Annotated in this window: 19 protein-coding genes; 4 read left to right on the top strand and 15 right to left on the bottom strand. The window is 64.2% G+C overall.

The genetic code is table 11. From position 1 onward, the window contains the following. Positions 1-34: 34 nt before the first annotated feature. The 3 genes from lepA to QD228_RS00885 all read right to left on the bottom strand — a co-directional run bounded on the left by lepA (position 35) and on the right by QD228_RS00885 (position 4,267). The gene (gene lepA / locus QD228_RS00875; RefSeq protein WP_077372164.1) at positions 35-1,855 is read right to left on the bottom strand and encodes a translation elongation factor 4; all 1,821 of its coding nucleotides are present in this window, start codon (positions 1,853-1,855) and stop codon (positions 35-37) included. 276 nt (positions 1,856-2,131) lie between these two features. Then, on the bottom strand, positions 2,132-3,538 hold the full coding sequence (locus tag QD228_RS00880; protein WP_065392616.1) for a DegQ family serine endoprotease: 1,407 nt from the start codon (positions 3,536-3,538) through the stop codon (positions 2,132-2,134). Between the two features lie 258 nt (positions 3,539-3,796). Then, a complete protein-coding gene (locus tag QD228_RS00885; protein WP_077372161.1) occupies positions 3,797-4,267 on the bottom strand; it encodes a SoxR reducing system RseC family protein in 471 nt (156 codons plus the stop codon). Positions 4,268-4,413: 146 nt separating this feature from the next. Between QD228_RS00885 and QD228_RS00890 the strand changes: the two genes are divergently transcribed. Further along, positions 4,414-4,662: a VF530 family protein gene (locus QD228_RS00890; RefSeq protein WP_084209118.1), complete on the top strand. Its 249-nt coding sequence runs from the start codon at positions 4,414-4,416 to the stop codon at positions 4,660-4,662. Between the two features lie 167 nt (positions 4,663-4,829). Here QD228_RS00890 and QD228_RS00895 read toward each other — a convergent pair whose 3' ends face one another. Beyond that, positions 4,830-5,546 carry a sigma-E factor negative regulatory protein gene (locus tag QD228_RS00895; protein WP_084209119.1) on the bottom strand — a complete coding sequence of 239 codons (717 nt, stop codon included), beginning with the start codon at positions 5,544-5,546 and terminating at the stop codon, positions 4,830-4,832. A 321-nt stretch (positions 5,547-5,867) separates the two neighbouring features. After that, the gene (gene rpoE, locus QD228_RS00900; RefSeq protein ID WP_077372152.1) at positions 5,868-6,470 is read right to left on the bottom strand and encodes an RNA polymerase sigma factor RpoE; all 603 of its coding nucleotides are present in this window, start codon (positions 6,468-6,470) and stop codon (positions 5,868-5,870) included. Positions 6,471-6,999: 529 nt separating this feature from the next. On the opposite strand from rpoE, the gene QD228_RS00905 reads away from it, so the two are divergent. Continuing rightward, the gene (locus tag QD228_RS00905) at positions 7,000-8,088 is read left to right on the top strand and encodes a 3-deoxy-7-phosphoheptulonate synthase (RefSeq protein WP_077372149.1); all 1,089 of its coding nucleotides are present in this window, start codon (positions 7,000-7,002) and stop codon (positions 8,086-8,088) included. Positions 8,089-8,204: 116 nt separating this feature from the next. Here QD228_RS00905 and dinG read toward each other — a convergent pair whose 3' ends face one another. Together dinG and QD228_RS00915 are read right to left on the bottom strand one after the other, a co-directional pair. Then, positions 8,205-10,343: an ATP-dependent DNA helicase DinG gene (dinG, locus tag QD228_RS00910; RefSeq protein ID WP_279874132.1), complete on the bottom strand. Its 2,139-nt coding sequence runs from the start codon at positions 10,341-10,343 to the stop codon at positions 8,205-8,207. 183 nt (positions 10,344-10,526) lie between these two features. Further along, entirely contained in the window at positions 10,527-11,831 is a 1,305-nt protein-coding gene (locus QD228_RS00915) for a DEAD/DEAH box helicase (RefSeq protein ID WP_279874133.1), read from the bottom strand. A gap of 944 nt (positions 11,832-12,775) precedes the next feature. Here QD228_RS00915 and QD228_RS00920 point away from each other — a divergent pair. After that, positions 12,776-13,042, top strand: coding sequence for a hypothetical protein (locus QD228_RS00920; protein WP_077372139.1), 267 nt, complete (start codon positions 12,776-12,778; stop codon positions 13,040-13,042). Further along, complete coding sequence (gene xthA / locus QD228_RS00925) at positions 13,042-13,854, top strand: exodeoxyribonuclease III (protein WP_176493284.1); 813 nt, start codon at positions 13,042-13,044, stop codon at positions 13,852-13,854. Before QD228_RS00920 ends, xthA begins: the two co-directional genes overlap by 1 nt. A 136-nt stretch (positions 13,855-13,990) precedes the next feature. Here the strand turns inward: xthA and QD228_RS00930 are convergent, their stop codons facing one another. The 8 genes from QD228_RS00930 to QD228_RS00965 form a co-directional block, all read right to left on the bottom strand. After that, positions 13,991-15,319: a hypothetical protein gene (locus tag QD228_RS00930; RefSeq protein ID WP_279874135.1), complete on the bottom strand. Its 1,329-nt coding sequence runs from the start codon at positions 15,317-15,319 to the stop codon at positions 13,991-13,993. A gap of 154 nt (positions 15,320-15,473) precedes the next feature. Next, the gene (locus tag QD228_RS00935; protein ID WP_279874137.1) at positions 15,474-16,253 is read right to left on the bottom strand and encodes an energy transducer TonB; all 780 of its coding nucleotides are present in this window, start codon (positions 16,251-16,253) and stop codon (positions 15,474-15,476) included. Position 16,254: 1 nt separating this feature from the next. After that, entirely contained in the window at positions 16,255-16,653 is a 399-nt protein-coding gene (locus QD228_RS00940; RefSeq protein WP_077372126.1) for a biopolymer transporter ExbD, read from the bottom strand. Next, a complete protein-coding gene (locus QD228_RS00945) occupies positions 16,646-17,281 on the bottom strand; it encodes a MotA/TolQ/ExbB proton channel family protein (protein ID WP_084209124.1) in 636 nt (211 codons plus the stop codon). The genes QD228_RS00940 and QD228_RS00945 overlap by 8 nt, the downstream gene beginning before the upstream one ends. Then, positions 17,274-18,740 carry a MotA/TolQ/ExbB proton channel family protein gene (locus QD228_RS00950; RefSeq protein WP_279874140.1) on the bottom strand — a complete coding sequence of 489 codons (1,467 nt, stop codon included), beginning with the start codon at positions 18,738-18,740 and terminating at the stop codon, positions 17,274-17,276. Before QD228_RS00950 ends, QD228_RS00945 begins: the two co-directional genes overlap by 8 nt. After that, on the bottom strand, positions 18,740-19,606 hold the full coding sequence (locus QD228_RS00955; protein WP_167593047.1) for a DUF3450 domain-containing protein: 867 nt from the start codon (positions 19,604-19,606) through the stop codon (positions 18,740-18,742). The genes QD228_RS00950 and QD228_RS00955 overlap by 1 nt, the downstream gene beginning before the upstream one ends. A gap of 365 nt (positions 19,607-19,971) precedes the next feature. After that, positions 19,972-20,898: an FAD-binding protein gene (locus QD228_RS00960; protein WP_279874143.1), complete on the bottom strand. Its 927-nt coding sequence runs from the start codon at positions 20,896-20,898 to the stop codon at positions 19,972-19,974. Next, a complete protein-coding gene (locus QD228_RS00965) occupies positions 20,895-21,647 on the bottom strand; it encodes an electron transfer flavoprotein subunit beta/FixA family protein (protein WP_077372115.1) in 753 nt (250 codons plus the stop codon). The genes QD228_RS00960 and QD228_RS00965 overlap by 4 nt, the downstream gene beginning before the upstream one ends. Between the last annotated feature and the right edge of the window lie 347 nt (positions 21,648-21,994).

Genomic DNA, 21,994 nt, shown 5'->3' on the forward strand with positions numbered 1-21,994 from the left:
GGTCTTGGGGCAGGCCGCCAGCCGGCGGCCTGCATCAGTCGTTCATCTTGAGCACGGCAAGGAAGGCGTCCTGGGGAATTTCCACCCGGCCGACCTGCTTCATGCGCTTCTTGCCCGCTTTCTGCTTCTCGAGCAGCTTCTTCTTGCGGCTGACGTCGCCGCCATAGCACTTGGCGGTCACGTTCTTGCGCAGCGCCTTCACGGTGGAGCGTGCCACGACCTGGCCACCGACGGCCGCCTGGATCGCCACGTCGAACATCTGACGCGGAATCAGTTCCTTCATCTTCTCGACCAGCAGTCGGCCACGGCCGTGAGCATGGTCGCGGTGGATGATGGCCGCCAGCGCATCGACGCGATCGCCATTGATCAGCACGTCCAGACGTACCAGCTTGGCCGCCTCGAAACGCTCGAAGCTGTAATCCAGAGAGGCATAGCCCTTGGAGATGGACTTGAGACGATCGAAGAAGTCCATCACGACCTCGGCCATCGGCAGCTCGTAGACCAGCTGGATCTGGCTGCCCAGGAACTGCATGTCGAGCTGGACGCCACGACGATTGACGCACTCGGTGATGACGTTGCCGACGTATTCCTGTGGCACGAGGATGGTGGCGCGGCAGATCGGCTCACGCAGTTCATCGACGTTGGCCATGTCCGGAAGCTTCGAGGGGTTGGACACCGGCAGCACGTCGCCGTTGTCCATCAGCACCTCGTAGATCACCGTCGGCGCAGTCGTCAGCAGGTCGAGATTGTACTCGCGCTCCAGACGCTCCTGGATGATCTCCATGTGCAGGGTGCCCAGGAAGCCGACGCGGAAGCCGAAGCCCAGTGCGTCGGAGTTCTCCGGCTCGTAATCCAGCGAGGCATCGTTGAGCGCCAGTTTCTGCAGCGCGTCACGGAAGTCCTCGTAGTCATCGGAGCTGATCGGGAACATGCCGGCGTAGACCTGCGGCTTGACCTTCTGGAAGCCCGGCAGACGCTCGACCTTGTCGGCCGTCTTGGTGTGCACGATGGTGTCACCCACCGGCGCGCCCATGATGTCCTTGATGCCGGCGACGATGAAGCCCACCTCACCGGCACGCAGCACACCGGTTTCCTTGCGCTTGGGCGTGAAGATACCGATCGCGCCGGTTTCCCAGTCGCGGCCGGTGGACTTCAGGCGGATCTTCTCACCCTTCTTCAGGGTGCCGTCGAAGATACGTACCAGCGAGACGACGCCGAGGTAGTTGTCGAACCAGGAGTCGATGATCAACGCCTGCAGCGGCGCTTCCGGATCGCCCTTGGGCGGCGGAATGTCACGCACCAGACGCTCGAGCAGCGCTTCCATGCCCATGCCGGACTTGGCCGACACCTGACAGGCATCCGTCGCGTCCAGACCGATGATCTCCTCGATCTCCTGGGAGACCTTCTCCGGGTCCGCCTGCGGCAGATCCATCTTGTTGAGGACCGGCAGCACCTCGAGGCCCTGCTCGATGGCGGTGTAGCAGTTGGCCACCGACTGGGCTTCGACGCCCTGACCGGCATCCACCACCAGCAGCGCCCCTTCACAGGCATACAGCGAGCGCGAGACTTCATAGGAGAAGTCGACGTGGCCCGGGGTATCGATGAAGTTCAGCTGATAGGTATTGCCATCATCGGCGTGGTAGTCGAGGGTCACCGACTGGGCCTTGATGGTGATGCCGCGCTCACGCTCGATGTCCATCGAGTCAAGCACCTGCTCCTTGAGCTCACGGTCACTCAAGCCTTCGCACAGCTGAATGATGCGGTCAGCCAGCGTGGACTTGCCGTGGTCGATGTGGGCGATAATTGAGAAGTTGCGGATATGCTTCAAGGACGGTGGCGTTACGCGTTCGGTCATGGATCACTGCTCTGTATTTGTGCCCGTCTCCGTGAAATCACACGGCCAACACGGGAGACGACGGAAATCGAATTGCACGCATTGTACAGTCCGACTTGAGGCGATGATAGAAGGCGTTACCTTTTGCACCTCTCTCACCCAGCCGTTCGAACGGCAGCCACAGGGCAATCCTCATGCTTGCGAGCCCCGCGAGAAGGGGCTCGCCCCTGAATGCAGACGGGGCGCACAGTCGCCCGTGCGCCCCGTCGTCACTCGCCTCCCTTGCAGGCGTCCGCGTCATTCATCGCGCATGCGCAGAGCGATGTACAGCGGGCGACCGTTGCGCACCAGGCGCAGCGAGACCGGGCGATCCGCCGGCAGCTTGGCCACCACGTCACGCAGCGACTGCACGCTGGTCAACGGCTGCTGATTGAGCTCGACCAGCACATCGCCGGCAGTGATGCCCGCCTCTGCCGCCACGCCCTGTGGGTCGACCTCCAGCACCTTGACGCCATTGTCGAGGTTCATGTCTGCCAGCGCCGCCTTGCCAAGCTCGGTCACGGCAATGCCCAGGCCTTGCTTGTCATTGCTGGCAGCGGCAATCTTGTCCTGATCGCTGCCCGGCCAGTGACCTACCTTGGCCTGCAGGGTCTGATGCTTGCCATCTCGCAGGATGGAAAGCTTGAGCGAATCCCCCGGCGAGCTGGCACCGACCATGCGCGGCAGGTTGGCGGAGGTTTCCACCTCATCGCCATCGACCGCCATGATGATGTCGCCCGCCTTGAGGCCGGACGCTGCGGCCGGGCCATCCGGGTCAAGATCGGCGATCAGCGCGCCACGCGCCCGGTCCAGCCCGAAGGATTCGGCCAGATCCTTGGACACCGGCTGGATGACGACCCCCAGCCAGCCACGATCGACGCGACCATCGGTCTTGAGCTTGTCGGCCACATCCATCGCCACATTGATGGGAATCGCGAAGCTCACCCCCATGAAGCCACCGGAGCGGGTGTAGATCTGGGAGTTGATTCCGACCACGTCTCCCTCGAGATCAAACAGCGGCCCCCCGGAGTTGCCCGGGTTGATCGCGACATCCGTCTGGATGAAGGGCACATAGGCATCCGAGGGCAGCGTGCGATCGATGGCACTGACGATCCCCGCCGTGACGGAGTGATCGAAGCCGAACGGCGAGCCGATGGCCGCCACCCACTGACCGACTTCCAGGGCATCACTGTCGCCCATCGGCAGAGTGGGCAGATCATCCGCCTTGACCTTGAGCAGCGCGATATCGGTCTTCTTGTCCTCGCCGACCACCTGAGCCTTCAGCTCCCGACGGTCATTCAGGCGCACCATCACCTCATCGGCACCATCCACGACGTGGGCGTTGGTCATGATGTAGCCATCGTCGGAGATGATGAAGCCGGAACCGAGGCTGGAGCGCTTCTCGATCCCCCCACGCCCCTGACCGGGGAACTGATCACCGAAGAAGTGCTTGAAGAACTCCGGCATCTCCTGGCCATCCGGGCCACGGAACACCGGCCCCGAGGTACGTTTGATCTCGGTGGTGGTCGCGATGTTGACCACGGCAGGCGCCGAATCCTTGACCAGCTGGGTAAAATCGGGAAGTTCACGCGCCTGGGCCATCTGGGCACCCATCAGGGCAGCCATGGCCAACGCGGGCGCCATCAGGCGAGAAAGCGATTTCATCGATGCGACTCCTGGTACGTCCTGTCACTTGTTATGAGGCACGCTGTCACTTGCCATCCAGCATGCTGACGTCGCAAGCGACGTCCCATTCATTGACGCCAAGACGGCGTTGAAGTTCAGCGAATGATACCGCGCTCGACGCAACCTCAGGTCGCATGAAAGCGACAGACGACATGCAGCAGGCATTCTCGGGGACGGGCGAGGGTCGACCACTGCCGCTCACGCGCGCGAGCAGCTGTCAGCCGAGCACAAGAGCCGTCAGACAGCCTTGATGGCCAGCGAGTCCACTCCCAGGCGACGCAGCAGGCGGGGACGATACAGCGCCTGCTGCTCAGGACGCGCGGCATGCCAGCGCACCACGCCCAGCCCCGCCGCCAGCGAGAGCGCAAAGCCCAGCGGCACCACCAGAGCCCCTGCGCCTGCCAGCTGCTCGGCCACGATACCGCCGAGCATGCCACTCATCAGCGGCAGGCCATACAGCAGTCCGGCACTGCGCAGGAAGGCGGATTCGTCGATACCGATCACGACCCGTTCGCCAACCATCGGCCACGCCTCGCCAAGCGGCACATGAATCAGCACACGGTGTGCCTTGCGGCGCGAGAACTGGCTCAACAGCCCGCTCCCGCAACTGCTGCGAGCCTTGCAGGCTCCACAGGTGGAGCGGCGCTGGGTCTCGACCCACACCCCTTCCCTGCCATGACCGGTGACCTGCCCTTCTTCCTGCATCATCTTGCCGACTCCTGAAATCTCGCCACCTGCCGGCAGCACATACGGGTAGAATAACGCCTTTCAGGGGGACGCTTCACCTCACCCCGCCGCCATTGCCCCTCATCCCGGTCGACCGAGATGACACCCATGTCCGCACAGGAACTCTCATGAGCGAAGCACCGCCACCCTCCACCTCGCGTCTCGACCCCCTGCACGGGGTCACCCTCAAGGCGTTGCTGACCTGGCTGGTCGACCATTACGGATTCGAGACGCTGGGCGAACTGATCCCCATCAATTGCTTCCTGAGTGACCCCAGCATCAACTCCAGCCTCAAGTTCCTGCGACGCACGCCCTGGGCACGCGCCAAGGTCGAGGCGCTCTACATCCAGACGGCAGATCGCTATCTACATGACTGAGGCGGAGAGTGGCCACACCGCCAGGTGACGGCGCTGGCCGGACGCGACCAGGATATGCAGACGCAAAAAGAGGGGCAGCCAATGGCTGCCCCTCTTTTCCTGTCGACCCTTGCTGCTTTCACCTACCCTGGCAACGACGCCATCGCAGGCCAGTCATCCAGCGAAGGTTACTGGGCGACATCCTGCAGACTGATCCATTCGCTGCGCTCCGGCACGGGGCCGCGCTCGGACGACTTGCTCAGGTACGCTTCAAGCAGTCGACGCTGGGCAAGATCCGCCGCCGCGACGTTGCTGGACGACATGCCGGATTCATAACCGCCATTCTGCGGGGCCATGAACATGGGACGCGACGGAGAAGCCGTCACACCGACCTGCATCAGGCCGCCTGCAGCACTCGGTTGTGCCCACTGGGAAGCCTCGGCATTCACGGACGGCTGGCTGACCTGATGCACCGCGCCACCCTGCAGGCCTGAAGCCCCGCTGGCCAGCTCCGCGCCTGAGCCGTTGAGGCTCGGTACGCCAGTGTCAGTGCCATTGAAGACCTGCACACCGGTGATCACCATCACCGCGACACCCGCCGCGATCGCGGCAGAGCCTGCGAAGGAGAAGAGGCTGCGGCGCTCGGCCACGGGTTCGGCAACCGGCGCTTCACGAGAGATCATCTCGACCTCGGCACTCACGGCCGCCGAGATATCCATGGTGAAGCTGCTCTCGCGCTCGCGGTGCATGACGCTGCGCGCAAGATGATAGCGACGCCAGGTGTCTGCCGCCTCAGGCGATTCGTCGAGCCCCTTGAGGACACGTCGCAGATCCAGCTCGTCACCCTCCGCATCCATCAGCGCGGACAGCGACTCCTTCACGGATTCGGTGGTCTTAAGATTCATGCGTAAATACCCTCACACTCGACAGGCCATCACGGGGCACAACCTGCATTTCAGACAACGAATGGCGTCATGACACGACTGGCTCGCTGCATGACTCTTGGCGGCCCGACTAAACGAACCGGCAATCTGCACACTATGATCACGCGCGCGCCAGTTCGTTCCGCGATTCATTCAGAAAACATTCACTTTTCATGCACTATCTGAACAAGCCATTGTTTTTGATGAATTTTCTCGGCAGACAAGGATGTAGACCATCGGAGACAGATACTTGCCTGTCGGGTCCTGTTCGACCGCCAGACGCCATCTTCAACAGTGCCCCTCTCAGTCAGCTACCGCCCCAGCTGCAGCAGGACTGAGCAGCCCCTGGATGGCCTTGTCCACCGATTCGCGAGCACGGAAGATGCGTGAGCGAACGGTCCCCACCGGGCACTGCATCACCTCGGCGATATCCTCATAGGACAGACCGTCGAACTCGCGCAGCGTGATGGCGGTGCGCAGGTCTTCCGGCAATTTCTCGATGGCATCGAACACCACCTTCTCCAGCTCGTCACGCGCCATGGCCGCTTCCGGTGTCTCGACATCCGCCAGACGTCCGGACTGATCCAGCACCTCGGCATCCCCGATGTCCAGATCCGTCCCCGGGGGACGCCGCCCCCGCGAGACCAGATGATTCTTGGCGGTATTGATGGCGATGCGATACATCCAGGTATAGAAGGCGCTCTCCGCCCGGAAATTGGGCAAGGCGCGATAGGCCTTAATGAAAGCTTCCTGGGCGACATCCTGGACTTCGGCATGATCATGCACATAACGGCTGATCAGGCCGAGAATCTTGTGTTGATACTTGTTGACCAGCAGATCGAAGGCGCGGTTATCCCCTTTCTGGGCGCGCTCGACCAGCTGCTGATCTGTCTCATTGACACTCATTCACTCGCTCCCTCCGCGGGAGTGGAGGCACCGCTAGAGACGACTCGCAAAGACGTCCCCGGGGCATCAGTACCTGATGGAAATTGCGACTCGCGCATATGGAATCCGGCCCCTTTGACATTCATGCTCATGGATGCGTCGCGCAATTCGAACAGCACACTGTCTACCTTGCACCCGTTCGGGCGACCAAAATCAACGCACAGTGTTCCTGTTTATCATTTGCACGGCAAGACACGTGGTGGCCAAAGCCACAGGTTTTCCATGCCTACGCCTGAGATGACCGTGTTTGGCGACGCTGACTCGCTCAAGTGTAACGATTACTTTACGACTGACTCATTGCCAGGCATGACACTCGCTCCTGATCCCTCCATTTACCTTGACAGGTGATTTATATTGCGCCAAAGCCGCTGACAAGCGTCAAAGCAGCAGATACCATGGAGCCATTCACGACTCCACTCACGGCAGGGGGACAGCCTCTGCCAGGATCTGCGCTCACGATTGCGGACCGAACAACGCTCAGGACACCGTCATGTCAGAACAGCACGTCAACAACCTCAACGTCCTGTCCCAGGATGTACTGATCACTCCGCAGGCGCTCAAGCAGGACATCCCGCTGACCGACAAGGCCGAGCAGACCGTCATCGAAGGCCGTCGCACCATCCAGCGCATTCTGGACGGCGAGGATCCGCGCCTGCTGGTGGTGGTCGGCCCCTGCTCCATCCATGACCTGGACGCCGCCCGCGACTATGCTCGCCGCCTGAAGGTGCTCGCGGAAGAGGTCAAGGACAGCCTCTACATCGTGATGCGCGTCTACTTCGAGAAGCCGCGCACCACGGTCGGCTGGAAGGGATTGATCAACGACCCGCACCTCAACGATTCCTTCGAGATCGAGGAAGGCCTGCACATCGCCCGTGGCCTGCTGGTCGAACTGGCCGAGATGGGCCTGCCGCTGGCCACTGAAGCGCTGGACCCGATCTCCCCGCAGTACCTGCAGGACTGCATCAGCTGGTCCGCCATCGGCGCGCGCACCACCGAATCCCAGACTCACCGTGAGATGGCGTCTGGCCTCTCATGCCCGGTCGGCTTCAAGAACGGCACCGACGGCTCGCTGGATGTCGCCGTCAACGCGCTGCAGTCCGTCTCCCACGGCCACAACTTCCTGGGCATCAATCAGGCCGGTCAGGTCGCGATCATCCGCACCCGCGGCAACGCCTACGGCCACGTCGTGCTGCGGGGCGGCAACGGCAAGCCGAACTATGACAGCGTCAGTGTCGCCCTGGCCGAGCAGGAACTGGCTAAGGCCGGCGTCACCGCCAACCTGATGGTCGACTGCTCCCACGCCAACTCCAACAAGGACCCGGGCCTGCAGCCGCTGGTGCTGGAAAACGTCACTCAGCAGATTCTCGAGGGCAACCGCTCCATCATGGGCCTGATGGTCGAGTCGCACATCAACTGGGGCGCCCAGAAGATCAATGCCGACCGCAGCAAGATGGAATATGGCGTTTCCATCACCGATGCCTGCATCGACTGGGCGACCACCGAAGAGACCTTCAAGACCATGGACACCAAGCTTAAGGACGCCCTGCGCGCCCGCCTCGAGCAGTCCGCCGAAGCCTGATACGCACCGGACAGGCAGACAGAAAAAGCCCCGCCGATCGGCGGGGCTTTTTTGTGGCCACTCAGTACTTGCGAATCAGTACTTGCGAATCAGCACTTGCAGATCAGGCTTGCGGCTCAGTTCTGACGTACGCCGTCAATCTCGCGCACGAAGGGCGGTAATGCCTCGATCAGCTGCTGACCGTAACGCTTGGTCAGAATGCGCCGATCCAGAATCGTGATGCGCCCCTCATCGGCCTCCTTGCGGATCAGGCGCCCGCAGGCCTGTACCAGCTTGATGGACACATCGGGCACCGCGATGCGCATGAACGGATTGCCGCCTCGCGACTCGATCCACTCTGCAAGCGTCGCACCGACCGGATCATCCGGCACCGCGAACGGCAGCCGCGTGATCACCACATGGGTCAGGTACTTGCCGGGCAGATCGATCCCCTCGGCGAAGCTCGCCAGACCGAAGATGATGCTGCCGCGACCACCATCCACCGCCTTGCGGTGCTGACTGAGCAGCTCGTGCTTGGGCAGGCGACTCTGGGCCAGCACCCGCTTGCGGGTCTCGTTGTCCAGCGCCTTGTTGACCGCCGCCAGCTGCTTGCGCGAACTGAACAGCACCAGCACCGCCTCGCGCACATCCAGCGCATTGACGAAATCGACGATCGCCTGCTCATGCGGGCCGGGCGGCGACGGCTCCACCGCTTCGCGTGGGATGGCCAGCACCGCCTTGCCATAATCGAACGGGCTGGGCAGTCGCTGATAGCGATAGCGATTGGCCAGACCAGCGCGCTCCTGCAGGCGCTCGAAGCGGTTGAGCGCCGTCAGGGTCGCGGACGTCAGTACCGCGCCGAAACAGGTCCCCCACAGGTGGCGCGCCAGGGTCTCCGCCGCCGAGACGGGGCTGGCCGAGACGGTCATCTCCGGTTCGCCATTGAAGCGCTCGAAGGTCAGCCAGCGCGCATGCGGCGGGCCATCCGCGGGGTCGCTCAGGCCGATGGCCTCCCACAGCGCATGGGCTTCCAGCGCACGTCCATGCAACAGGGCCACCAGCGGCAACCAGTCCTCGGCATTCTCCTTGGGCAGGCCTGTCGCCTTCTCCGGGTCCAGACTCTCGCGCAGGATATCGGCGATCTGCTCCAGCGCCCGTGACAGCTCCGCGAAGCCCTTGAGCAGATTGTGCCCCAACTCCTTGAGCGCCTCCGGTGCCTGGCCGCGCTCGAAACGATGATTGGTGGCATCATCGCCCGACCCCTCCGGCAGGTCAGCCAGCTGGTGGCCCAACCCGAACACCTCGCCCAGCCGCGGCTCGATGTCGGCCAGCAACTCCGGCATGCGCGCCAGCAGGCGCCCGATGGTCGGCTGACTGCCCAGCGCCGCGTTCAGCTCGGTGAGCGACTTCTTGAGATTGCCCAGCCAGCGCAGCGTCTGATTGATCGGCGTGCGGTGGTGGAAGTGGTCCAGCGCCTTGTCCGGCAGGTGATGCGCCTCATCGAAGACGTAGATGCAGTCACTGGGCGAGGGCAGCACCAGCCCGCCGCCCAGCGAGAGATCCGCCAGCACCAGATCATGGTTGGCGACGATGATGTCGGCCTGCTCCAGCTGACGGCGGGCGCGGAAGAAGGCGCACGCCGAGAAGTGGCTGCAGCGACGATTGGTACACTGGCGGTGATCCGTGGTCAGCCGCGCCCAGTCGCGATCCTCGACCTGCAGCGGCCAGCTGTCGCGGTCCCCTGCCCACTCGCCGCTGGCATAGTCCTCGGCCATCTTGCCGGCCAGCTCCACGAAGCTGCCGCCATCGCTGGCGATCATGTCGCGCTCGAACAGCGCCATGGTCGGGTTGTCCTCGACGCCTTCCAGCGCCTGATCCAGCTTCTGCACGCACAGATAGCGCCGCCGCCCCTTGGCCAGCGCATAGTCGAAGGTCAGCCCCGAATGCTTCTTGAGCGCCGGCAGGTCCTGATGCATGACCTGCTCCTGCAACGCGATGGTGGCGGTGGAGACCACCAGCCGCTTGCCGCGTGCCTTGGCCACCGGCAGCGCGGAGAGCAGGTAAGCGAGCGTCTTGCCGGTACCGGTACCGGCCTCCAGCACGCAGACGTGCTCGTTGCCGAGGCGATACCCTTCCGGATTCTGCTCGATATTGCCCAGGGTGCGTGCAATCTCGGCGATCATCAGCCGCTGCCCATAGCGCGGCGTCAGCTCAAGCCCCTCAAGCAGCTTGCGATAGGCGGTCTGGATCTCGCCCTTGAGACTGTCTTCCAGCATTGCGTGTCTCTCCTTGTGCCGAGCTGACCGCCGTGCGGCGCCCTAGCGCAAGACGGCGAACAGCCTGAGCTGTTCGCCGTCTTGCGCTTACTTTCTTCTGACTGCGCTGCCGAGCCATGCCCTGATGAGTGGCATCGGTCATCCAGGCCAGACAGCCAGCATGAGCGGGGTATCACCCCCGCGTCACAGCATGCCCTGTGGCGGTTGCTCGCGGGGCAGCGTTTCCTGGATGTACTCCTCGATCTCCGGCAGGGAGAACACATCCTCCTCGCCGATGAAGCTGATCAGGCTCACGTCACTGAAGCTGGCACGATGCACGTAATCTTCCGGCACCTCCGGCAGCGTGAAGTTGATGGCATGGGTGGCATCTTCCAGCGGCAGACCCCGCCCGGCCACGTCACTGACCACCAGCACCTTGAGCTTGCCGTTGCGGAAGGCTTCCTGCGCCTCGAGACGTGCCGTCTGGGTCTCGGCACCCGACATCAGCGCCACCTCGATGCCTGCCTCACGCAGAGCGGCATCGATGCGACGCACCAGCGCACGGGTATTGCCGAATACCACCACGCGCTCCAGCGCGTCCTGCTCGACGAGCTTGACCAGCAGACGCAGCTTGTCGTCGTCGCTGACGGTGTAGGCCTGCACGCCCGCGTTGTCCGCCGGGATGGCGGCCGCGGCTTCGTGCTCCACCGCCACCTGAGCGGCCTCATGCGTCCACTGCTCTGCCAGGCCCAGCACGTCGGAGGACAGCTCGGCGGAGAACAGCAGTGTCTGGCGCTCCTCGGCACGCGGCGTGGCGCGGATGATGCGCTTGACGTCCGGGATGAAGCCCATCGACAGCATGCGGTCGGCCTCGTCGACCACCAGCACTTCGGTCTCGGAGAGATCGACATCGCGCTTGGTATGGAAGTCCAGCAGGCGGCCCGGCGTGGCGACCAGCAGGTCGACCTTGCGCTCGAGACGCTCACGCTGCTTCTGGTAGTCCATCCCGCCGACCACGCAGGCCACGGAGATGCGCGCGAATTCGGAGAATGCCTTGGCATCCTTCTCGATCTGCAGCGCCAGCTCACGGGTCGGCGCGATGATCACGGCACGCGGGGCACCCGGCTTCTGACCTTCCGGCGCCTTCTCTTCCAGGAAGTAGGCGAGCGTGGCGATCAGGAAGGCAGCCGTCTTGCCGCTGCCGGTCTGGGCGCGCCCGACCACGTCACCGCCCAGCAGCGCCTTCTCGAAGGTCTGGGTCTGGATCGGAGTGCAGTATTCGAAACCGGCCTTCTGGATGGCACGCATCAACGGCAGCGGCAGATCGAAATCGTGGAAGCGCCACTGACCGGCGACCGGCTCGACCTGGAACTGATCAAGGTTCCACTTGGACTGGGAGCGACGCGGCTTGCGGCGACGACGCTTGGGCTTTCTGGGCTTCTGGTTCGGGTCCTGCGGCTCTTGCTGAGTCTGCTCAGCGGCTGGCTGGGTCTGATCCGTCTCGCTCATGTAATCCGTTCTTTTCAAGGGTTCATATGCGACAGGCGCGGGCCGCTCTCGGAATCTCGCCACGACAGGCCACACCCGGATGGTTCGTCATGCCCAGTGGTCTCACCTGGTTCGCCTGACCCGCTTGTGACAAGCGGTCGTCTCGGGCTGCATGCGCCTTTGCCGGATTGGGAGTCATCCCGTACCTGTCTGCTCCCCTTCGGGGGTATGCGTCTCCAGGGCCACGCAGGCCCCGGGTGCAGACATGCACGAATGCTCTCACCTGTTCTGAACGGATTCACGCATCCGGATCTCCCCTGCCCGAATGTTCGGCAGGGGCTGGAGCGGACGTCGGCCATGAGGGTCAGCTCACCTGGCATCGGTCATGTCATCGCCGCGCACAGGGAACCGACAGGCTCATGGGTCGCCACAAGGGCGGCCAGTACTGCGTGTCGGTGGAATGGTTGTCTTCTGTCATCTTCTTTGGGCCCGGCGAGGACACGCTGAACGCTTCCTGCCGGAGCGACCGGGCGGTACGTTGCAGGCCAGGTCAACGAGGCTGGCGGGTCCTGAGAGCCGCTCCCCCGGCACGGCATTCAAGCAACGTGCCGCGAAGGCAGGGTACTTGAGACATGCGTGTGGAGGGTGAGGCTTCGGATCCTGCGGCCAGTCGCGAGTCGCGCCTGCGGGTAACAACGATGATGCCGGATCATTGTACCAGCACGTGACCATCTTCGCGCCCCTGCGTGGCATCGTGATGACCCCGCCCGGGCATGGAGAAACCTCCCATCACCGTCTGCGTCCTGCAGACATCAGGGGAGCGGCGTGTGACATGGTGCATGGCACCTGCCCCGTGCAGGCTGGTAGAATGCCCGCCAACTGATGCGATTGCCCGCACGCCACGCCCTGACTTGCGCGTGTGCCCGAGGCTGGCGACTGCTGACACCGAACAGGAAAGCCCGAAGATGACACGCAGAAAGAAGAGCCGCTCCATCGCCGACAAGGTGCAGATTCGCACCGGCCGCCGCAAGGACTTCAAGAAGTGGCGCGCCGAGAATCCGGATCAGGTACATTCCGGACCTCGCTATGTGGCCAAGAAGAAGGATCAGCGCAAGAGCCAGGCAGCCGCCAAGCTGGAACGCATGAACGCCGCCCCGCTGCTGCCGCTGCATCCGGACGCCCCTGCCGAGCAGGACGACAAGGGCGGGAATGATGAGGGAGGCAAGGCGTGATGCGACTGGTGTCCTTCAACATCAATGGCATCCGTGCGCGTCCGCATCAGCTGGAAGCGCTGATCGAGGCGCATCAGCCGGACGTCATCGGCCTGCAGGAAACCAAGGTGCAGGACAGCGAGTTTCCCCACGCGCACATCGAGGCACTGGGATATCACGTGGTCTGGCACGGCCAGAAGGGCCACTACGGCGTCGCCATGCTGACCCGCCAGGTGCCGAAGAAGGTGCATTACGGCATGCCCGATGACACCGAGGACGCCCAGAAACGCATGATCGGTGTCGAGATCGACGGCCCGAACGGCGAGCCGCTGATCGTCTACAACGGCTACTTCCCCCAGGGCGAGAATGTCGAGCACCCGGTGAAGTTTCCCTACAAGACGCGCTTCTATCAGCAGCTGTTCCGCCTGCTGGAAGAGGACCACACCCCCGATCAGCACGTGGTGGTGATGGGCGATTACAACATCTCGGCGACTGACCGCGACATCGGCATCGGCGAGCCCAACCGCAAGCGCTGGCTGCGCGAAGGCAAGACCAGCTTCCAGCCCATCGAGCGCGAGTGGATGGAGCGCCTCTACGCCTGGGGCCTGACCGACAGCTTCCGTCACGTGCACCCGGAAGTCGATGACCAGTTCAGCTGGTTCGACTATCGCTCGCGTGGCTTCGAGCGCGAGCCCAGGCGCGGCCTGCGCATCGACCTGATCATGACCAGCCCGGGTCTGACCCCGCTGATCAAGGATTCCGGTGTCGATTACGTGCTGCGTGGCATGGAAAAGCCATCGGACCACGCGCCCGTCTGGACCGATATCGGCTGATACGCTGAGCAACGCCAGCGCGAACACGATCGCCAGATACGCAAACGCCGCCTTCCCCCGTCTCAGGACGTTCAGGAAAGGCGGCGTTTTCGCTGCACTGACGGTCAGACTGCCAGGAGTCGCGGGGGTGGGCGCCTCAGCGCTGCGCGAGTGACTTCAGCCAGTCATCGGCCCCTTCGGCGCCGCGTGCCTGCGCCTTCTTGAAGGCCTCACGCGCGGGGTCCAGCTGGTCAAGCTGACGGGCGACCACACCGCTGAGCAACCAGTGACGCGCGGAATCATCCCCGCGCTCACCGGCACTGGCCAGGGCACCGCTCGCGATATCCCAGCGCCCCCAGTCATAGGCCAGTTCCGCCAGCTGCCGAGCATCCTCGACACGGCCACTCTGCTCGGAAACCGTCGCCCACGCCGTCAACGAGTGCTCGATGTCGCGCGCCGAGGTCCAGGCCTCTGCCAGCTGACGACGCAGTACCGGCGTGTCTACCAGCAACGGCTGCCCCTCGGGAGTTGCCGACGTCGAAAGTCCCGCCTCGATCAACTCCGCGGCCCGCGCCGGCGCGCCGGCGGCCAGTTGCAGATCGATGCGCTGCTGATAGGCCTCGCGACCACTGACGATTCCCGCCGCCCAGGCGGCTTCCCAGGTACTCGCCGCACGCCGCTGCTGATTGAGACGCTGATAGAGCGCCACGGCGCGCTGCCAGTCCTGCGCATCCCGCGATTCGCCAAGTCCCTGCTCGACCAGTGCCACCGCCGCAGCATGGCGTCCCGTCTGCTGATAGACGCTGACGGCAAGTTTCAGACGATCGCCTTCTGGCGCACTCGCTCTGCTGGCGCGCTCCAGCCAGTCCTCGGCCCGCGACCACTGGCCACGGTTGGCTTCCAGGCTGACGGCCAGCCACAGATCATCGGCACTCGCCGAGCCACCATGCAGGTACTCCGCCAGACGTGCGGTACCGGCTTCCTGCTCTCCCGCCCGCAATCTCAGCATGGCTTCGCGCCGCAGCCACTTGCGCGCCTGACTGGCATCGACGCCCGGCAACCGGCGCGCTTCGCCATAGAGACGCGCCGCCTGGGCCTGATCCCCTTGTCTTGCCCGCGCGCTGGCGGCCAACGACAGATACAGCGCACGTACCTCGCCACGTTGCTGACGGGCTTCCCGCTCGGCACGCTCGCCGACCTCGTCGTAATCCCCCTCTTCCAACCGTGACTGGAGCGTGCGCAGCTGCCCCGCGACCTCCGCCGACACGCGCATTGCCCCATTCGCGGTGGCGACGCCCCCGACCTCCATCATCAGCATCAGACAGGTGGAGACCAGGGTCACGCGCGTCAGGCGACGCCCGCCGCGACGAATCGCCGTCATCAGACGAGCGCCGAGACCTTCAGGCGTCGCTGACTCGGCAGGCGCCTGTCGCGTGGACTGCCCGCGCGGTGAGCGCTCGGCGGAATGCTTGTCTTGGTTCGACATCGTACGGATATCCTTTGCTCCACGACTCAAGTACGTCTCAGATACGCCTCAGGCGTCATGCCTGCCATCTGCTTGCAACACCAGCTCTCTTCTACACCAGATTCGCGGCGAAGACATGAATGACAGGTACCGCTTTGCATGCGCCCGGGTTGCCTCAACGCAACTGGAACTCAAGCCGTTGACGCGCCTGACGCGCTGTCTGGGCCGCCGGGAACTCCCAGCGCGCGATGGCCTTCATCGCGGCGCGATCAAAGACACCGGAAGGCTCTGCACGCACCACCCTCAGCGAACTGCCATCGACATTGCCATCCGGACGAATCACGAAGGCCACCTCGACGAAGCCCTCGATGCCACGCCGGCGTGCACGACTGGGGTACTCAGGCGCCGTGCGCAGCGTCGGGCGGGGCGAGCCCCCTTGCGCCGCGGGTGCCGGCGTCGACCTGGCCTCCGATCGAGAAGCACTGGCGGTGGCCTGGGCACTGGACTGGGCTGACGCCTGGGAGGCGGGTACCGGGGCCGGCTTCGGCGTGGGCTTGGGATTCGGATCCGGTTTCGGCTCCGGTGTCGGTCTCGGCGGACGCTTCACCTCCAGTGGCGGCAGGCTGTCATCCAGCGTCAGCTCCGGCGTTGGCGGCAGTGGTGTCTTGACCTCAGGAATCGCCACCGAGCTTGTCACCTCTGGTGACGGCATCGGTGCCGCTTTAGGCGGCGGCGGTGGCTCGGCCGGTGGTGTCGGCAAGGCCTCTGCCGGCGCCGCTTCAGGGGCAGGTGCCTCCTCAGGCGCCTGAACGGTCGAGACCGACAGCGGCTCAGGCGCCGGCGCATCGTTCACCGGCGGCGCCACCAGCAGTGCCAGGGCATAGAACAGGGCCAGCGCCAGCAGGGCTCCGCCCAGCAATCCGATCAGTCGATTGGCATACAGACGTCGCGTCATGTCATTCGCCTTTCGATGCCGCGACCGCGATATCCTGCACTCCCGCACTGCGCAGCGCATCCATCGTCTCCACCAGCAGCCCGGTCCGCGATTGACGATCCGCCTGGATCACCACCGGTTGGCCGTCGGCCAGCTCCGCCACCGCGTCCCCGACACGGTGGGCATCCACCGGCTTGCCATCGACCCACACCGCGCCCTCGGCGGTGATCGCCACCATCACGGCCGCATCCGGACGCGCCGTGGCATGCGAGGCCTCGGGGCGCTGGATCTCGACCCCCGACTCCTTGACGAAGCTGGTGGTGACGATGAAGAAGATCAGCATGATGAAGACGACATCCAGCATTGGCGTCAGGTTGATCTCGCCGCTGTCTTCCGCGGCTTCCATGCGACGTCTACGCATGCGGTGTCTCGCTTGTATCAGAGGAATCGGAGTCAGGCGCGGTGGACATGCCGCCAGGTACCTTGCCCTTGCGGGCATCATCCACGGCGCGCGCCAGGCGGTCGTGCAGGCGTTGGTCCTCACGACGCACGACACGCTCGAAACGGGTCACGAACAACAGTCCCACCACCGCCACTGCCATGCCGGCCAGGGTCGGCAAGGTGGCACGCGCCACGCCATCGGCCATCGCTCGCGCCTGGCCGGTACCGGCGATCGCCAGGGAATCGAAGACGTGGATCATGCCGGTCACGGTGCCCAAAAGGCCCGCCAGCGGGCAGATCATCACCAGCAGCTTGAGCCACGGCAACGGCGCGCGCAGGCGTGACAGCAGCTCGCGGGTCAGTACCTCGCGGTGAGTGAGCGCCGACCAGCTGTGGTGCTCGCTGCGCGCCACCCAGTCGTGGATCAACTGGCGGCGTGCCGGCCGATGCACCAGCCGCCAGTAAAGGCCGCGCTCCAGCGCCAGACCGAACAGCAGCATGGCGATCAGGCAGATCACCACGATCAGAGGCCCACCGCTATCCACCAGCCGCATGACCGGTGCCAGCGCACCGGGCAACAGGGAAGAAGAGGCCAGCGACTCAGGCATGCTCGGCTTCCCGCGTGCGGGCATTGGCCGTCGCCGCGGCGGCGGGCGCACGTCGCTCGAGGTGATCCGCCAGACGCGCACTGGCACGCCCTTCCAGGCGTCCCATCAGCCCCTTCGACAGGCTCGACAGACCGGTCTGCGCGAACAGCAGCGGCACGGCGGTGATCAGACCCAGCACGGTGGTCACCAATGCCTGGGAGATGCCGCCGGCCATCAATTTCGGATCGCCGGTACCGAAGACGGTGATCGACTGGAAGGTGCCGATCATGCCGGTCACGGTGCCCAGCAGACCCAGCAGCGGCGCGATGGCCGCCAGCAACTTGACCAGTGCCTGACCACGCTCCAGCTTCGGTTGCTCGGCGAGCAGCGCCTCATCGAGACGCGCTTCCAGCGCTTCCGGCTCATGATCATGACGCATGCCTTCAAAGCGGGTCAGCACGCGGCCCAGCGGGTTGTCATCCTTGAGCTGGGTCAGATCCGCTTCCTGACGCTTGACCGCGCGCCGCGTGGCCGTCAGGCGCACCAGCTGGATCAGCGCGATGATCAGCCCCAGCACGCCAAGCCCGACGATCACGTAACCGACCGCCCCGCCCTGCTTGAGTCGCTCGGTCAGCCCCGGCGCACGTGACAGGGCGCGGGTGACATCACCCCCGGTGGGATCGAAATCGAGTCGATCGGTATCGCCGGCATTGAACGCCGCCAGCTGATCACGCATGGTCGTCGGCGTCTTGCCGGCAAGGCCGAGACTTTCCAGTGCGCTTGCACCATCCACGGCCTTGTCATCGGACAACGGTGAGAGCAGCAGATCGCCACTGAAGGCCATCTGCTCGCCGACACGCACGATCTCACGTGGCTTGATGCTGCCATCGGCACCGGCCAGCGGTGCCTTGAAACGCAGCGCACGGCCACTTTCGCGGGCGATGCTACTGATGTCGGCCGTCAGGGCCGCGAGTCGCTCACGACCGGGCACTTCATCCCGCGGACCAAGGTCCGGCAGTCGGGCCTGCCCACCGGCCAGCAACCAGTTGCCGGCCACCCCTTCACGGACTTCCCGCGCATGCTTGCGCGCCACCGTGAAGACCTGGCCGAGATCCCCCTGCTGCGCCTGGCGCTCGTCATCCAGACCACTGAGGGTCGCCTGCTGCTGCTTCGCTTCGGCTTCAAGGGTCTCGCGCTTCTCGCGCAGGCTGTCACGTTGCGCCTCGGCCTTGGCCACGGCCGCCTTGAGCGCTTCACTGTCCGACAGCAACGTCTCCAGGCGTGTCTGATCACGACCTTCCGCCTGACTGGCCGCCTGCTCGAACTGCTCGACGCTCAGTGCCTGTGCCGCGGAGCCGGTCACGGCATGTGCCGGCAGCGCGCTCATGCCGAGCACGCCCAGCAGACTCACGCTGAGCCACCCGCGCTTGAGCGCGCCAGACATCGACAGTCGCGGGAATGTCTTGTGCATCATGGACATCAGCTGGACTCCTGCGCGGACGGGGTAGACGAAGCGGCATTGGAGACAGCCTGACGAGAGGCGTCGAGCTCCACGTTTTCCACCGGGACGGACAGCGGCAAGGTGAGCAGTGACGGGGCCTGCTGGTCACGCGCCATGCTGATTCCTTGGCGCAGCTCGCTCAGCGCACTGTCATCCAGTACCTGCCAGCTGTCATTCTGCGTCTTCCATGCCCCGCCGTGCTGGCCATCCAGCGTCAGGTAATAAAGCCCCACGCGACCGACACGCAGATACTGCACCTCGGTGTCCTCCGCACCGATCAGCCCCGCACGCCAGGTATCCAGGCCCTGGCCGTAGCTCAGCTCCTGCTGCCAGGCATTGAGCAGCTGATCGAGGCGCTCGTCATTGGTGAGACTGGCGTTGGACAGGTTGTCGCGCAGCCGTGCGACACGCGCCAGACGCTCTTCCTTCAGGAAGGGCAGGTCCTGCTCGATGAACGCTTCCAGCTCATTGACCTGCTCACGCAGCAGGCCCGGCAAGGACTCGCGAGTGGCCTCGAGATTCTCGAGCGCCGTGCGCTGACGCTCGATTCGCGCGGCACGGTCGGCATTGAGCGGGGTCAGTTCCGCGGTATAGCTTTCCAGACGCGCCGCTTCCTGACGCGCCTCGCGCAGCCTCACCAGCAATTCGCGGGTCTCGTCGTCAGCCGCGTCGATGCGCGACTGCAACTCCCCCTGAGTCTGCTGATGACTCGCCGCACTGTCACGCAGCGTCTGTGCATGAACCGGCAGACTCGTGGCACACAGAGGCACCATCAGCGCCAGCGCGGGCAGCATGCCGCCAAACGCGCGCGCCCTCGGGAAAGAGAAAGAAGTGGAACGCCGCACGGACATCTCCTGAAGAACAAGACTGGGTTGCATCCTCGGTCACTGGCCAAGCTGCCAGAAAGTCGCGAGTGGAAATGCAAATCACTGGCAGGGACGGTATTACAAACAAGAACAATTATCAATTGATCTCGATCCGCACTCGCCTCCATCTCTGCAATGCCGCGTTGCAGGCTGTCCCCTCGCGTGCCGACGCTCACGCAGAGCCTGTCAGATGTCATGCCCTCGGGATGCCATCCAGGCAGACGCCATGACGTGACGATGTCTGATCCGGGCACAAAAAAAACGCGACCCGCCGAAGCGGGTCGCGTTTTCTGCTCATGTCCGGTCCGGGTGTCCGGCGCCGGATGAGAGGTCAGCGCACTGTCTTACAGCTTGCCTTCCAGCTCCGGCAGCACCTCGAACAGATCTCCGACCAGACCGTAATCCGCGACCTGGAAGATCGGCGCCTCATCATCCTTGTTGATCGCGACGATGACCTTGGAGTCCTTCATGCCCGCCAGGTGCTGGATCGCACCGGAGATGCCGACGGCAATGTACAGGTCCGGGGCAACGATCTTGCCGGTCTGGCCGACCTGCATGTCGTTGGGCACGAAACCGGCATCCACGGCGGCACGTGAGGCACCGATGGCGGCGCCCAGCTTGTCGGCGATGCCGTCGAGCAGAGCGAAGTTCTCACCGTTGCCCATGCCGCGGCCACCGGAGATCACCACCTTGGCAGCTCCCAGCTCCGGACGCTCGCTCTCGGCCAGCGTCTCGTTGACGAAGCTGGAGACACCGGCATCCTCGACGACATCCACCGCCTCGATGGCCGCCTGGCCGTCAGCCGCCACCGGGTCGAAGCCGGTGGCACGCACGGTGATCACCTTCAGGACGTCGTCACTCTTGACGGTCGCGATGGCGTTGCCGGCATAGATCGGACGCAGGAAGGTATCGGCACTCTCGACCGCGATGATCTCGGAAATCTGTGCGACGTCCTTCAGCGCTGCCACGCGCGGCATGAAATTCTTGGCCGTGGTGGAAGCACCCGACAGCACATGGCTGTAGTCGTCCGCCAGCGCCACGACCAGTGCCGAGACATTCTCCGCCAGCTGATGGGCGTAGACCGCGTTGTCCGCCACGCGCACACGCTTGACGCCGGCAAGCCTCGCGGCCTGCTCGGCAACGCTCCCGACACCTTCCCCCGCGACGAGAACATCGATATCGCCACCGATGGCGCTGGCAGCCGCTACCACACTGGCAGTGGTACCTGTCAGCTGGCCATCGTGATGATCGGCAATGACGAGAATGCTCATGAGATCACCTTTGCTTCATTCTTGAGTTTGTCCACCAGCTCATCGACGGAGCCGACCTTGACGCCACCCTGGCGCTCGGCCGGCGGCGTCACCTTGACCAGCGTGACCTTCGAGGCCGTGGAGACACCCAGCTCTTCCGGCGTCTTGACGTCCAGCGGCTTCTTCTTGGCCTTCATGATGTCCGGAAGCTTGGCGTAGCGCGGCTCGTTGAGGCGCAGGTCCGTGGTGACCACCGCCGGCAGGCTGAGCTTGACGGTTTGCAGACCCCCGTCGATCTCACGAGTGACGTTGACGCTCTCGCCATCGACTACCACCTCGGAGGCGAAGGTGCCCTGTCCCATGCCGGTGAGCGCCGCCAGCATCTGGCCGGTCTGGTTGTTGTCGGCATCGATGGACTGCTTGCCGAGAATCACCAGGCCAGGCTGCTCTTCCTCGACCACCTTGGCCAGCAGCTTGGCCACTGCCAGAGAGTCGACGGCGTCATCGGTCATCACCTGCACGGCGCGATCAGCCCCCAGCGCCAGCGCGGTACGCAGCTGTTCCTGGGCGGCCTTCGGCCCGATGGTCACGGCCACGACCTCGGTCGCCACGCCTTTTTCCTTCAGGCGTACCGCTTCTTCCACGGCAATCTCGCAGAAGGGGTTCATGGCCATCTTGACGTTGGTCAGATCCACGTCAGACTGATCCGCCTTGACGCGAATCTTGACGTTGTAATCGATGACGCGTTTCACCGCGACGAGTACTTTCATGGTGTCCTCGCTGATCTCTCATGGAGCGAGAGGCTGCTCGAGGCGCCCCCGCTCGATTCATGCAAGCGTTTGATAGGTGAATATCATCCAAAATAGGTCGTGCTGACAAGCACCGCGTCACGGCACCCCATCCCACGACCCGAAGGCATGCTGCCTGCTGCTGGCGAACGCTGCTCGCCGGCCGTTGACAACCGGCCCTGATGGCAACGGATCATCATTCTCATGGGGGCATCTTGCGCAGAATTGGGGGTCGGGGTCAAACCGGAAAGCCACCATCCGGGTGCCCGGACATGAAACCCGTCAGGCGATATCCTGCAACACGCCGTGTGGCTATTACGTCAGACCCA

The sequence above is a fragment of the Cobetia sp. 3AK genome (assembly GCF_029846335.1).
Lineage (GTDB): Bacteria > Pseudomonadota > Gammaproteobacteria > Pseudomonadales > Halomonadaceae > Cobetia > Cobetia marina.

What these genes read in the sequence shown, in the direction of transcription:
- lepA (WP_077372164.1), bottom strand. Translation starts at nt 1,855, where the DNA reads ATGACCGAACGCGTAACGCCACCGTCCTTGAAGCATATCCGCAACTTC.
- QD228_RS00880 (WP_065392616.1), bottom strand. Translation starts at nt 3,538, where the DNA reads ATGAAATCGCTTTCTCGCCTGATGGCGCCCGCGTTGGCCATGGCTGCC.
- QD228_RS00885 (WP_077372161.1), bottom strand. Translation starts at nt 4,267, where the DNA reads ATGATGCAGGAAGAAGGGCAGGTCACCGGTCATGGCAGGGAAGGGGTG.
- QD228_RS00890 (WP_084209118.1), top strand. Translation starts at nt 4,414, where the DNA reads ATGAGCGAAGCACCGCCACCCTCCACCTCGCGTCTCGACCCCCTGCAC.
- QD228_RS00895 (WP_084209119.1), bottom strand. Translation starts at nt 5,546, where the DNA reads ATGAATCTTAAGACCACCGAATCCGTGAAGGAGTCGCTGTCCGCGCTG.
- rpoE (WP_077372152.1), bottom strand. Translation starts at nt 6,470, where the DNA reads ATGAGTGTCAATGAGACAGATCAGCAGCTGGTCGAGCGCGCCCAGAAA.
- QD228_RS00905 (WP_077372149.1), top strand. Translation starts at nt 7,000, where the DNA reads ATGTCAGAACAGCACGTCAACAACCTCAACGTCCTGTCCCAGGATGTA.
- dinG (WP_279874132.1), bottom strand. Translation starts at nt 10,343, where the DNA reads ATGCTGGAAGACAGTCTCAAGGGCGAGATCCAGACCGCCTATCGCAAG.
- QD228_RS00915 (WP_279874133.1), bottom strand. Translation starts at nt 11,831, where the DNA reads ATGAGCGAGACGGATCAGACCCAGCCAGCCGCTGAGCAGACTCAGCAA.
- QD228_RS00920 (WP_077372139.1), top strand. Translation starts at nt 12,776, where the DNA reads ATGACACGCAGAAAGAAGAGCCGCTCCATCGCCGACAAGGTGCAGATT.
- xthA (WP_176493284.1), top strand. Translation starts at nt 13,042, where the DNA reads ATGCGACTGGTGTCCTTCAACATCAATGGCATCCGTGCGCGTCCGCAT.
- QD228_RS00930 (WP_279874135.1), bottom strand. Translation starts at nt 15,319, where the DNA reads ATGTCGAACCAAGACAAGCATTCCGCCGAGCGCTCACCGCGCGGGCAG.
- QD228_RS00935 (WP_279874137.1), bottom strand. Translation starts at nt 16,253, where the DNA reads ATGACGCGACGTCTGTATGCCAATCGACTGATCGGATTGCTGGGCGGA.
- QD228_RS00940 (WP_077372126.1), bottom strand. Translation starts at nt 16,653, where the DNA reads ATGCGTAGACGTCGCATGGAAGCCGCGGAAGACAGCGGCGAGATCAAC.
- QD228_RS00945 (WP_084209124.1), bottom strand. Translation starts at nt 17,281, where the DNA reads ATGCCTGAGTCGCTGGCCTCTTCTTCCCTGTTGCCCGGTGCGCTGGCA.
- QD228_RS00950 (WP_279874140.1), bottom strand. Translation starts at nt 18,740, where the DNA reads ATGTCCATGATGCACAAGACATTCCCGCGACTGTCGATGTCTGGCGCG.
- QD228_RS00960 (WP_279874143.1), bottom strand. Translation starts at nt 20,898, where the DNA reads ATGAGCATTCTCGTCATTGCCGATCATCACGATGGCCAGCTGACAGGT.
- QD228_RS00965 (WP_077372115.1), bottom strand. Translation starts at nt 21,647, where the DNA reads ATGAAAGTACTCGTCGCGGTGAAACGCGTCATCGATTACAACGTCAAG.